Source organism: Amycolatopsis sp. (assembly GCF_036008905.1).
GTDB lineage: Bacteria > Actinomycetota > Actinomycetes > Mycobacteriales > Pseudonocardiaceae > Amycolatopsis.
Genome location: NZ_DASYMU010000014.1, coordinates 60,199 through 68,114 on the forward strand (window position 1 = coordinate 60,199; position 7,916 = coordinate 68,114).

The window sequence follows — 7,916 nt, forward strand, 5'->3', positions numbered from 1 at the left end:
CCTGCTCTCGCGCTCGCAGGCGCACGCCTACGGAGCTTTGAGAGCGGCGAGCGTCACATCCTCGGGGTACGGCGAGCGGGCCAAAGCTTCGGCTTCGGAGAGCTCTTGCGCCTTCACCGCGATGTGGATTTCGACCAGCTCGGCCAGCTTCTGCCGCTGGTCACCGACGAATTCGCGGCCGACCGCGTTGCCATGCCCGGGGACCACGGTGTCGGCGTTGAGAGCGAGGATCGCGTCGAGCGCGGCCGGCCAGTGGGCCAGGTCGTTGTCGACGCCGAAGGAATCCGCGCTGAAGCCGCTCGGGGCGTTTTCGATCACGTCCCCGGCGAACACGATGCTCGCGTCCGGCACGTGGACCAGCACGTCGTGACCGGTGTGCGCCTTGCCCGGATGGAGGAGGACCACCTTCCGGCCGCCGAGGTCGAGCTCGGCCAGCGAGGCGAACAGCTTGTCCGGCAGGTGGATCTCGGTGCGGTCGAGCGCGTCGGCGATCTCCGGTTTGCCCCGCTCGCGGTACCACTCCGCGCGGCGTTCCCGGGAAGCGGCGCCGTGCTCGGTGAGTTCGGCATGGCAGTCCTCGTGCGCCCAGACGTCGCAGGGCAGGAACGCGGCGGTGCCGTAGCAGTGGTCGAAATGCGCGTGGGTGTAGACGACCGACCACGGCTTGTCGGTGATCTCGCGGACGGCCTCGGCCAGTTCCGCGCCCTGCTCGACGTCGCCGCGGGTGTCGACCACCAGGCAGGACGTCTCGCCGATGACCAGGCCGACGGTCAGGTCCAGCTCTTCGTAGCGCCGGGAGAACACGCCCTCGGCGAGCTTGATCCACCGTTTAGTCACTGGAGAACCCCTTTGTCCAACGTCGGTGCGTGCGCGCTCACGTCAATTTCAGCAGCGAGCGCTACGTCACCGCCATGGCCCCCCACTGTCAGCTCGCGCCCGGACGTGCACTCCAGCAGAGCGACGCCGATATCGGTGCCCCGGTAAGCCGTCGCCGCGAGCTTCGCCTCCGCGGACGCCGAGCGGCCGTGACGCAGGAGCGCGGCCACGATCGCGCCCGCGCCGAGGTGGTCTTCGACACAGGGCCGCAGCGGGCCGAAAGTCTTGCCGCCCAGCAGGTTCACGCCCCAGCGCTCGCCGCCGGGAATTACCCCGACGGGCCTGCCATCCCCCAGCTCGTGTGCCTTTTCCGCGATCGCAGACGCGTTGCGCAGGCAGCCCACGAGCACGTGAACCGGGGTTTTCGCCGCCGCCGCGCAGAGCGTCGCGCCGTTCGGGGACGGCAGCGCGAGCAGCTTCCCGGCGGGGAAGGTCACGACCGAGGACGGCCGCAACGTCCATTCGCCTTCTTTTGCCGGCACTGTCCCGGCCGGCACCGCTCCGGCTTCGGCCGCCGCGGCGGCGGCCCGCTCGTCACGCCAGGCGAGCGGCAGTACGCGCCCACCTCGGCCGACGACGAGATCGGTCGTCGTGCTGAACGACAGCACGTCGACGATCACCAGCACAGCGCAGTCTTCGCTGAGTGCTTCTATCCCTTCGGCGCCCCACTCGAGCCTGACGTCACTTCCGTGTTGTCCCCAGATCTCCACCCCCCAGAGCATGCCGGGCCGATGTCCGGATGGCAGACTTCGTGCCTGTGCGCGTCTATTTGGGATCCGACCATGCGGGCTTCGAGCTCAAGAACCACCTGGTGAGCCACCTCGAGAAGCAGGGCCACGAGGTGACAGACATCGGTCCGTACGTCTATGACGCGGCGGACGACTATCCGGCGTTCTGCGTCGAGACCGCGCGTCGCGTGGTGGCCGACGAAGGCAGTCTCGGGCTGGTCATCGGCGGGTCGGGCAACGGTGAGCAGATCGCGGCGAACAAGGTGCCTGGCGCCCGGGCGGCGCTCGCCTGGAAGCCGGAGATCGCGCAGCTCGCCCGTGAGCACAACCACGCGCAGCTGCTCGGGATCGGTGCGCGGATGCACACCGTCGAAGAAGCCGTCGAGATCGTCGAGACGTTCCTCGCGACCGAGCCATCGCCGGAAGAGCGGCATCAGCGCCGTATCGACCAGTTGCTCGAGTACGAGCGCACCGGCACGCCGCCGCCGCTGCCCGCGTAACCAGGGCGCATGGAACGGTCTTCTCGCGTTTGGCTGCTCACCCCGCTGGTCGCGGTCGTGGTCACGATGGTCGGCGCGATCGTGCTGTTCAAGGTGCAGGCGGATCGGACGATCTGGCTCGCGGCCTGTGACAGCCGGACGTTCATCGGCTGCGGGCTGGCGTCGATCTTCTTCTGCGCGGCCGCGGTGGTGATCGCCGTCGGTGTCGCGGCGGGTATCGCGCGTCGCCGCGATCGCTCCGCGGTCGGTGCGGTGGGTGTGGGTTTCCTTGTGGCCGTGGTGTGTCTCGCCGGTTTGCTCGGCGCGACGGCGGCTGCCGGGGCGGTGATGACCTGATGCCCGAAGGACACACGCTCCACCGGCTCGCCCGGATGCACAAACGTCAGTACGGCGGCTCTCCCGTGGAGGTCACCAGCCCGCAGGGACGGTTCGCCGACGAGGCGTCCCGTGTGGATGGTCAGGTGCTCGTGAGCGCCGAAGCGTACGGGAAACACCTGTTCCACCACTACGGTCCACATGGGACAGTGCACGTCCACCTCGGGCTGTACGGCACCTTCAGTGAGACGGCCGGGCCGCCGGCCGCGCCGGTCGGGCAGGTCCGGATGCGGATGGTCGGCCGTACACAGTGGACCGATCTGCGCGGCCCCACGCGCTGTGAGCTGCTCGACGAGGACCAGGTCGACGCCATCAAGGCGCGGCTCGGCCCGGATCCGCTGCGCCGGGACGCCAAGCCCGACCTCGCGTGGGAGCGTATTTCGCGCTCGAAGACGTCGCTGGCCGTGCTGCTGATGGACCAGGCCGTCATCGCAGGCGTTGGCAACGTGTACCGCGCGGAGGTCCTCTTCCGGCACGGGATCGCGCCGACGCTGCCCGGGAAGGCGCTGGATTCGGCGCTGTGGAAGGACGTCTGGGAAGACCTGGTCATGCTGATGCGCATCGGTGTCCGGATCGGGCGGATCGACACCGTCGCGCCGGAACACCTGCCCGAGGCGACCGGCCGGGCGCCTCGCGTCGACAGGCACGGCGGCGAGGTCTACGTCTATCGCCGCACCGGTCTGCCGTGCCTGGTCTGCGGAACGCCGGTCGAACACAAAGAACTGGCAGGCCGGAACCTGTATTGGTGCCCGACCTGCCAGCCCGTTTAGTTCTTAGAAGTCGAACCCGCCACCGCCGTCGAAACCGCCGCTGTCGAATCCACCACCATCGAATCCGCCCATGTCGCCGCCACCGTCGCCGCCCATGTCTCCACCGGCGTCGCCGCCCGCGTCACCGGAGTCGATGGCGTCCTGCTGGCCGGCGTCGTAACCGGATTCCCAGGCCGAAGCGCTGGCGATCCCGGACATACCGGAGAACATCGCGCTGAACAGGAACATGGAACCGAGGCCCCACGCGCCCGCGACCAGTGCTGGCTTCCACCACGGCTCGCTGTACCAGCCCTGCGGAACCGGACGCCCGGCCACGCGGCCGCCGGGGTAGTAGTGCGGGGTGTGCTCGCCCGGCTCGGGAGAGGCCTCGTACACCTGGCCGTCGACATCCACGCGACGGTGCTCGGTGACCTCGCCCGCCCGTTCGCGCTCGACGTCGCGCGGCAGGTCGGGGCCCGGATCCATGTCCATCGCGATCCTTGCGGCCCGCACGTAGTACAGGCCCTCGACCGCGGTGTCCTTGACCAGCCTGGCCTGCTCGATGGACTGCGCCTGCTCCATTTGGGAGCCGGCGGCGTTGTACCGCTCGGAGGCGTCGGCCATGGCCTGCTGGGCCGCGATGTTGGACCCGGCCAGGTTCAGAACCTGACCGCCGAGCCGCTCCAGCAGGCGCCGCGCGTCCGCCTTCGCGTCGTCGAGTTTCCGTTGCTTGGCAGCGGCCGACGACTTGATGAAGTACAGCGCCCCTCCGACGACTAGGACGAGGAGCACGATCAGCGTGATCGCGGTGCCCATGAGTCACTCCCGGATTGTTCGGTGTCTTGAACCGGACAACGAGGACCGACCGCCGCATGTTCCCGGCCAGTGCTGTCCTAGTGACGCGGGGCACTGCCGGTGACCTGCTGTGTCCGGTGCGCGACGAGGGTCCGGACGGGGACATCTTCGACGAAACGGCCGTCGGGCTGGGCGGCGAGCAGCGCCGAGCGGAGGTCGGCGTCGAATCCGGCGCGTTGGTCCGGGTTCAGCCGTTCGAGGGGAGCGGCGGAGTAGAAGGACCCGATGACTTCGTCCACGGTGAATTCCTCGGTGTAGTCGATCGCGTGCTCCTCGACGGTGAAACCCGCTTCGCCGAGCAGAATCCGGTAGCGGGCGCGATCGCTGGGGCTGCAGCCACAGGTCGGGAAGCTCAAGTTGGTGAACCACTTCCGCGACACGTCGGCGAGTGCTCGTGCCCAGGCCGTTTCCTGGATCCAGACCGGGGTTCCGTTGGAGATCACCGCGATCCCGCCGCCGGGACGCAGCAACGGCATCAGCGCGGCGAACAACTGGGCGGCGTCCATCCAGTGCAGGGCTTGACCGATCGTCACCACATCCAGGCCTTCCTTGCCCAGCAACGAGTCCAAAGAGGACACCTGTTGGTCGGAGCCGAGTACCCAGGTCACGTTGGCTGCTTCGGTTCCGGCCAGCGCGAGCATGTCGGGCGACGGATCCATGCCGATGACCGCGCCCGCTTTCGCGGCGAGCGGGATCGTGAGCTGGCCGGTGCCACAGCCCAGGTCGAGCACGCGTGAGTGGGGACCCAGGCCGAAGGTCGAAGCCAGGTAGTCGATCAGGCCCGGTCGGTAGCCGCGTCGGTGCTTCGCGTAGTTGTCGGCCACTTCGCCGGCGAAGGTCTGCACAGGTGCCATGCCTCAGAGCTTGGTGGGAAAAGTCCCCGGTAGGCAACGGATTCCGCTCGAAGCGATCGTGAGGCTTGTGGCGCAGACTGGTTTGCGGTACAAACTAGGGGAGGTTTGCGGCGCAAACTCGAAGGGGGAGCGGTGGAGATGACAACCGACGACACTGAAGGCTCAGAGATTCCCTTGTCCGCCAAGGAATCCCTGGATCTCATCGACCGGCAGCAAGCCGAGATGGACCGCGACTTCTCGGGTTTCGTGGTGACGCTCAACGCGATGTGGGCGGTGCTGTGGTTCGTGGCTTTCGCCGCGTTTCACGTCGCGGGGAACGGCTGGCCGGGGTCGTGGTACTCGTACGGCGTCGCCGCGGTGATCATGGGTGTGGCGATCTTGGCCGGCGTGGTGGTCTCTACGGTTCTCGGGGTTCGTAGTGGCCGCGGGCGGCGCGGACCGAGCATGGTCAGCGGCGCGTTGTACGGCTGGACGTGGACAGTCAGCTATGCCGCGCTTGTCGCGATCAACCTGTCGATCATGGGGCGCGGATTGCCCGACGACGCCGTTCCGTCGCTCTGGATCGGGTCGATGATGTTGCTCGCGGGCGCGCTCTCGATGGCGGGCGGCGCGATGTTCCGGGACATCGGGCAGTACGTGCTCGGCATCTGGCTACTGCTGGTCGGTATCGCCTGTGTGCTCGTGGGGGTCGACTACCAGGCGTTGGCGATCGCTTTCGGCGGCCTGGTCGGGTTCGGCATGCGGGCCGTGTTCGCGCGGCGTGGGCTGCGAGTCGCCGCATGAGCTTGGAGACGGAGCTGGACCCGGTGATCCACGTCCAGGCCCGGCTCCGGGTCATGGTCGCGCTCGCCGCGTTGCCCGACGGGGACTCGGTTTCCTTTCCCCGGGTGCGCGAGGTGCTCGACATGACCGCCGGGAACCTGTCGACGCATCTGCGAAAACTGGAAGAAGCGGGGTACGTTGAGATCGTCAAGACCCATGAGCGGCGCACTCCGGTGACGTATGTGTCGCTCACCGGCAAGGGGCGTCTCGCCTTCGGGGAGTACCGCAAAGCGTTGCGTGCTCTACTGGACGCATCAAACTAGAACACGTTATAGTTCCGCGGTATGAAGTTCTCCCTCTCCGTCGCGATGAACCCGCTCGACCAGCTCGCCGACCTGGCGCGCACCGCCGAGGAGTACGGCTTCACCTCGATCGCGCTGCCCGATTCGCTCTTCTACTCGGAAACGGTGTCCGCGGACTACCCGTACACCCCCGACGGCAGCCGGTTCTGGACCGAGGAAACCCCGTGGGTCGACCCGCTGATCGCCGCCGCCGCGATGGGCGCGGTGACCACCGACATCGAGTTCTACACCTCGGTGCTCAAGCTCGGCTCGCGTAACCCGGTGCTGCTCGCCCGGCAGGTCGGCTCGGTCGCGGCGCTGACCGGCGGCCGGTTCGGACTGGGCCTCGGCGTCGGCTGGTCGCCCGAGGAGTTCGAGTGGTGCGGGGTGCCGTACGAGAACCGCGGCAAGCGGGTGGACGAGGCGATCGACGTGCTGCGGCTGATCCTCGGCGGCGGCATGGTCGAGTACCACGGCAAGTTCTTCGACTTCGACAAGCTCAGGATGAGCCCCACGCCGGCCAAGCGCGTGCCGATCTACATCGGCGGCCACACCGACGTCGCCCTGCGGCGCGCGGTCCGCGTCGCCGACGGCTGGACGTCGGCGATGATGAAGTTCGACGACCTTCGCGACACCATCGCGAAGCTGCGGGGCATGTTGGCCGACGCGGGCCGTGGCGACGACCCGTTCGAGTACCAGGCCGTATGCATCGACCGGTTCGGCCTCGACGGCTACCGGCAGCAGGGCGACATCGGCGTCACCGACATCCTGACCATGCCGTGGGTCTTCGACGGCATCGGCTTCGACGCCGAAGTGGGGCCGAAGAAGGACGCGATCAAGAAGTTCGGCGACGAAATCATCTCGAAGATCTAAGGAGCCGGACATGGACGTCGAAGTCTGCTGGGACACCGCCGCCGACCAGCCTGCCGCGCGGGTGGCCGCGTTGTGCTCGATGACCGCGGTCTCCCGCGGCGAGAAGGACGAATGGCTGGCGCTCTTCGCGCCCGACGCCGTCGTCGAAGACCCCGTCGGCCCGTCGATGTTCGACGCCGAAGGCAAGGGCCACCATGGCCACGAGGGCATCTCGGCGTTCTGGGACGCCACCATCGCCCACGTGCTGCGGTTCGAGTTCGTCATCCGCGACTCGTTCGCGAACGGCGCCGAGGTCGCGAACATCGGCACGATCACCACGTTCCTGCCCGGCAACTACCGCGTCGACACCGACGGCGTGTTCATCTACCGCGTGGGGGAGGACGGGCTGATCCGCTCGATGCGCGCCCACTGGGAACCGGAGCGCGCTATGGCGACCGCGCGGGTCGTCGCGGATACAGAAACGGCGGCCCCGGAGTCCGGAACCGCCGTCTGACCTGCAGTTTTTTGCGCTGAGCGGGTGACGGGAATCGAACCCGCGTAGCTAGTTTGGAAGACTAGGGCTCTACCATTGAGCTACACCCGCGTGCTCCCGGAGGACCGGGTGCTCAGCTAGCTTAGCGGCTACCGCTAGGCTGTTGACGCACCGCCCCCCGAGGGCGGGGATCGGGATGTGGCGCAGCTTGGTAGCGCATTCGCTTTGGGAGCGAAGGGTCGCAGGTTCAAATCCTGTCATCCCGACCAATGTGGGCCTGACCTGCGGGTCAGGCCCACATTCATGTCCAGCTCGCGCCGGTCCGCCTTGTCGGGACGCTCAGCGGCCATCCGCTTTGCGAGATGTCGGCATGACGTGATACCCCGCGTGCGCAACTACCGCCATCTGTCGACAGCAATGCCACTGACTTAAGCTCGACTCAAGATCATCATTACCCTGGATGACTGGCATGCCACGCTCCGTGGCGACTCGGGTGTGGGTGCCAGGTGTGGCCAGTGCAGCCGCTTCTGG

The 7,916-nt window shown here is 67.7% G+C and carries 11 protein-coding genes and 2 tRNA genes; 8 read left to right on the forward strand and 5 right to left on the reverse strand.

All coding sequences use genetic code 11. The annotated features are described in order from the left end of the window. Positions 1 to 27: 27 nt before the first annotated feature. A complete protein-coding gene (locus VGP60_RS02615) occupies positions 28 to 837 on the reverse strand; it encodes an MBL fold metallo-hydrolase (RefSeq protein ID WP_327546193.1) in 810 nt (269 codons plus the stop codon). Continuing rightward, positions 834 to 1,586, reverse strand: a complete 753-nt coding sequence (locus VGP60_RS02620) for a 2-phosphosulfolactate phosphatase (RefSeq protein WP_327546194.1) — start codon at positions 1,584 to 1,586, stop codon at positions 834 to 836. The genes VGP60_RS02615 and VGP60_RS02620 overlap by 4 nt, the downstream gene beginning before the upstream one ends. A 47-nt stretch (positions 1,587 to 1,633) precedes the next feature. Here VGP60_RS02620 and VGP60_RS02625 point away from each other — a divergent pair, with 47 nt between their 5' ends. The 3 genes from VGP60_RS02625 to VGP60_RS02635 are packed head-to-tail and all read left to right on the forward strand — an operon-like array spanning position 1,634 to position 3,249. Beyond that, positions 1,634 to 2,104: a ribose-5-phosphate isomerase gene (locus VGP60_RS02625; protein WP_327546195.1), complete on the forward strand. Its 471-nt coding sequence runs from the start codon at positions 1,634 to 1,636 to the stop codon at positions 2,102 to 2,104. Between the two features lie 9 nt (positions 2,105 to 2,113). Further along, positions 2,114 to 2,440 carry a hypothetical protein gene (locus VGP60_RS02630; RefSeq protein ID WP_327546196.1) on the forward strand — a complete coding sequence of 109 codons (327 nt, stop codon included), beginning with the start codon at positions 2,114 to 2,116 and terminating at the stop codon, positions 2,438 to 2,440. Continuing rightward, on the forward strand, positions 2,440 to 3,249 hold the full coding sequence (locus VGP60_RS02635) for an Fpg/Nei family DNA glycosylase (protein WP_327546197.1): 810 nt from the start codon (positions 2,440 to 2,442) through the stop codon (positions 3,247 to 3,249). Before VGP60_RS02630 ends, VGP60_RS02635 begins: the two co-directional genes overlap by 1 nt. Before the next feature lie 3 nt (positions 3,250 to 3,252). Here VGP60_RS02635 and VGP60_RS02640 read toward each other — a convergent pair whose 3' ends face one another. Further along, the gene (locus VGP60_RS02640; RefSeq protein ID WP_327546198.1) at positions 3,253 to 4,044 is read right to left on the reverse strand and encodes a hypothetical protein; all 792 of its coding nucleotides are present in this window, start codon (positions 4,042 to 4,044) and stop codon (positions 3,253 to 3,255) included. Positions 4,045 to 4,121: 77 nt separating this feature from the next. After that, positions 4,122 to 4,937, reverse strand: a complete 816-nt coding sequence (locus VGP60_RS02645) for a class I SAM-dependent methyltransferase (protein WP_327546199.1) — start codon at positions 4,935 to 4,937, stop codon at positions 4,122 to 4,124. 138 nt (positions 4,938 to 5,075) lie between these two features. On the opposite strand from VGP60_RS02645, the gene VGP60_RS02650 reads away from it, so the two are divergent. Genes VGP60_RS02650 through VGP60_RS02665 form a run of 4 tightly spaced genes read left to right on the forward strand, consistent with a single transcriptional unit; the run spans position 5,076 to position 7,406 of the window. Continuing rightward, a complete protein-coding gene (locus VGP60_RS02650) occupies positions 5,076 to 5,720 on the forward strand; it encodes a hypothetical protein (RefSeq protein WP_327546200.1) in 645 nt (214 codons plus the stop codon). Continuing rightward, positions 5,717 to 6,022: a transcriptional regulator gene (locus VGP60_RS02655; protein WP_327546201.1), complete on the forward strand. Its 306-nt coding sequence runs from the start codon at positions 5,717 to 5,719 to the stop codon at positions 6,020 to 6,022. The genes VGP60_RS02650 and VGP60_RS02655 overlap by 4 nt, the downstream gene beginning before the upstream one ends. A 21-nt stretch (positions 6,023 to 6,043) precedes the next feature. Beyond that, positions 6,044 to 6,913: a TIGR03619 family F420-dependent LLM class oxidoreductase gene (locus tag VGP60_RS02660; RefSeq protein WP_327546202.1), complete on the forward strand. Its 870-nt coding sequence runs from the start codon at positions 6,044 to 6,046 to the stop codon at positions 6,911 to 6,913. 10 nt (positions 6,914 to 6,923) lie between these two features. Then, positions 6,924 to 7,406: a nuclear transport factor 2 family protein gene (locus VGP60_RS02665; RefSeq protein ID WP_327546203.1), complete on the forward strand. Its 483-nt coding sequence runs from the start codon at positions 6,924 to 6,926 to the stop codon at positions 7,404 to 7,406. A 19-nt stretch (positions 7,407 to 7,425) separates the two neighbouring features. On the opposite strand, the gene VGP60_RS02670 is transcribed toward VGP60_RS02665, so the two are convergent. Continuing rightward, a tRNA-Gly gene (locus VGP60_RS02670) sits at positions 7,426 to 7,496 on the reverse strand. Between the two features lie 81 nt (positions 7,497 to 7,577). On the opposite strand from VGP60_RS02670, the gene VGP60_RS02675 reads away from it, so the two are divergent. Next, positions 7,578 to 7,654 (forward strand) — tRNA-Pro (locus VGP60_RS02675). The last annotated feature ends 262 nt before the right edge of the window (positions 7,655 to 7,916 follow it).

Excerpts from the sequence above, each read along its gene's own strand:
- VGP60_RS02650 (WP_327546200.1), top strand. The coding sequence starts at position 5,076 with ATGACAACCGACGACACTGAAGGCTCAGAGATTCCCTTGTCCGCCAAG.
- VGP60_RS02635 (WP_327546197.1), top strand. The coding sequence starts at position 2,440 with ATGCCCGAAGGACACACGCTCCACCGGCTCGCCCGGATGCACAAACGT.
- VGP60_RS02660 (WP_327546202.1), top strand. The coding sequence starts at position 6,044 with ATGAAGTTCTCCCTCTCCGTCGCGATGAACCCGCTCGACCAGCTCGCC.
- VGP60_RS02640 (WP_327546198.1), bottom strand. The coding sequence starts at position 4,044 with ATGGGCACCGCGATCACGCTGATCGTGCTCCTCGTCCTAGTCGTCGGA.
- VGP60_RS02630 (WP_327546196.1), top strand. The coding sequence starts at position 2,114 with ATGGAACGGTCTTCTCGCGTTTGGCTGCTCACCCCGCTGGTCGCGGTC.
- VGP60_RS02665 (WP_327546203.1), top strand. The coding sequence starts at position 6,924 with ATGGACGTCGAAGTCTGCTGGGACACCGCCGCCGACCAGCCTGCCGCG.
- VGP60_RS02655 (WP_327546201.1), top strand. The coding sequence starts at position 5,717 with ATGAGCTTGGAGACGGAGCTGGACCCGGTGATCCACGTCCAGGCCCGG.
- VGP60_RS02645 (WP_327546199.1), bottom strand. The coding sequence starts at position 4,937 with ATGGCACCTGTGCAGACCTTCGCCGGCGAAGTGGCCGACAACTACGCG.